General features: G+C 71.7%; 3 protein-coding genes. 2 read left to right on the forward strand and 1 reads right to left on the reverse strand.

The genetic code is table 11. The features are described from left to right. On the reverse strand, window positions 1-702 hold a 702-nt coding region (locus tag ACTUAL_RS03730), incomplete at its 3' end, for a helix-turn-helix transcriptional regulator (protein ID WP_440899272.1). Between the two features lie 1,000 nt (window positions 703-1,702). Between ACTUAL_RS03730 and ACTUAL_RS03735 the strand changes: the two genes are divergently transcribed. Together ACTUAL_RS03735 and ACTUAL_RS03740 are read left to right on the forward strand one after the other, a co-directional pair. Beyond that, complete coding sequence (locus tag ACTUAL_RS03735) at window positions 1,703-2,275, forward strand: hypothetical protein (protein WP_096495224.1); 573 nt, start codon at window positions 1,703-1,705, stop codon at window positions 2,273-2,275. A gap of 4 nt (window positions 2,276-2,279) precedes the next feature. Beyond that, window positions 2,280-2,569: DUF6239 family natural product biosynthesis protein (locus ACTUAL_RS03740; protein ID WP_440899273.1), on the forward strand; the 290-nt coding region annotated here is incomplete at its 3' end.

The raw sequence follows: 2,569 nt of genomic DNA on the forward strand, positions 1-2,569 counted from the left end.
GCCCCTGGGCCGCAGGTCCAGGTCGATCCGCTCGACCAGCTCCCCCGGCGGCACGGTCACGGGCCCGGCGGAGGCGACCGACGGGGGTTCGGCAGCCGCCCGCACGGGCTTGCCCGCGAAGGACGGGTAGGCCGTCGTGGACAGCACGTGCCAGGTGCCCGGCGGCACGTCGGTGATCGTGTACGGCCCGGTGCGGTCGAGCACCGTGCAGCGGGCCGGGGTGCCCTGCGGGATCAGGTCGGGGAACAGGCCCACGAAGATCGGGCCCGGCAGGTCGCCCCTCGGCGCGCCGACCCGGCCGCGCACCTCGCCGAGCCCGCCGCCCTCGGCCAGCGGGCCGACCGGTGCGGAGGCGGCGACGAGCGCGGAGGTCTGCGGCGGGAAGCCGCCGAGCTGGCGGTAGGTGGTGGGCGAGACGCCGACGCTGGCCCGGAAGCGGGAGCTGAACGTGCCGACGCTCGTGTAGCCGACGCGGTGGCTGATGTCGGTGACGGTGAACGTGGTGGACACCAGCAGCCGCTTGGCCTCCTGCAGCCGCATCGCGGACAGGAACCGCCCCGGCGAGACGCCGGTGACGCGCTGGAAGACCCTGGAGAAGTGGAACTTGCTGTACATCGCCGCTCGGGCCATGTCGTCGATGGTGAACTGCTCGCCCATGCTGCTGCGCATGAATTCGATGACGCGACCGACTGCCTGTTCCACGACTTCCTCCACCAGGGCTCCCATCCTCGCGTGCGGAGGCGAAAATCGCGCCCGCAGCGCGCCGCGACGCGTTAGCGAAAACAATTTCGGCGGCTCCGGGCCCAACCAATCCACCTGATATATTTCCGGAAGCTACCGGACCCAAACAACCTCCGCAAGCAGCGCATACGACTCCTCAATCCGCCGTTCATGATCGTTCCGCGAACCGGCGCGCGATCCTGAAATCGTCTTTCGGCTCACCTCGGAGGGTGACCTGATAAATAATTTTCATCACCCGGCGCCCGGCGTTTGCTAGACCTTCCGAGTGAGCCCGGACCGAATCCGGTCGCCGAACGCAGTCGGACAATCCGCCCCCACCGGACCGTTCCGGCGAGTCGCACCCGCCGAGCCCCGGCCGGAACGCGGGCGACGCGGCGGCACGGGGCAGCGGGGACGCCGTCATCCGCCCCAGCGGGCTCGGCGGTCGGCGCGCGCGGACGCCCGCCACCTCCGCCACCAGTCGGTTCCGGATCGCGCGGCGCCCGGCGCGGTCCACTGCGGACCGGTGCGACGACCGCCATCGGGAGGGCGAATGGCACCGCACCGTCCTCGCGCGATCGGTCCCACCGGGACGGTCGCGCCGCACATCAAGGCCCCTCCCCCGCCCGCCGGAAGGAAATCCGCACCAGTGCGGACGGGGTGTGAACGATCCCGACCGGACCAACAACGCGCCACGGGCGGTCGCGCGAACGACGATCGCGCGGGGCACTTCGGAAATCCGCCAACCGACCCACGGGTAACTTCCAGCGCCCCGCGGCGAACGCGGACCGGGGCCCCGCGCCGAGCACCGCTCGGGTTTCTCCGAGATTGCCCAATCGCCGCGAACCCGTTCTCCGCAGCCGTTCCGAGCGATATTCTGGCTGGTCAGGGACGGTCCGCAGTTCCGAAACCGGACTGCGCCGAAACCGCAGGGCGCCGAAAGCAGCAGCACCCGACCGGGACAACCGCTTCAGGAGGAACCGTGGTCGACGCGTCGTTACCCAACTCCCGCACCCGCCTCACCGGCGCGGCGCTCAACACCCACTGGCACAAGCCCGCGCTCTACGCCTTCACGGCCGTGGTCGTCGCGCACTGGGCGGAGCACCTGGCGCAGGCGTACCAGATCTACGTGATGGGCTGGCCGACCCCCAGGGCGGGCGGCGTGCTCGGCCTGTGGTTCCCGTGGCTGGTCAAGTCCGAGGTCATGCACTACGGGTTCGCGCTGGTGATGCTGGTGTTCCTCTTCGCGCTGCGCAAGGGGTTCACCGGCCGCTCCCGCAAGTGGTGGGACCTCGCGCTGGGCCTCCAGTTCTGGCACCACTTCGAGCACCTGCTGCTGATCGTGCAGGCGTCGACGGGCGCGTACCTGCTCGGCAAGCCGGTGCCCACGAGCGTGATCCAGCTGATCGTGCCGAGGGTGGAGCTGCACCTGTTCTACAACTTCGTGGTGACCGTGCCGATGGTCGTCGCGGTGATCAGGCACATGCGGCCGACGCCCGAGGAGCGGGCGGGGATGTCGTGCTCCTGCGCCGTCCCGGCGACCTCGGCGGCCTGAGCCGGTGCACGACCACGGCTCCGTCGGCCTGCCGCTCGGCTTCACCCTGCTGCGGCTGCTGCTGCTCGGCTCGGTGACGCTGGTGGCGGCCTGGTCGCTGCTGCGCGCCGCCGTCCCCGCGGAACCCGGTCAGCGGGCGCGGCGGGCGGCGGCCGGGGCGGCGGCGCTCGGCGGGATCGCGGCGCTGCTCGCGGCGGACGCGCGCTGGATGCCGGACCGGGCGGCGGTGGCGGTGATCGCGCTGCTGGTGCTGCCGACGGTGCTGCGCGGCCCGCGACCGGTGCTGGGCTGGTG

Source organism: Actinosynnema sp. (genome assembly GCF_052038725.1).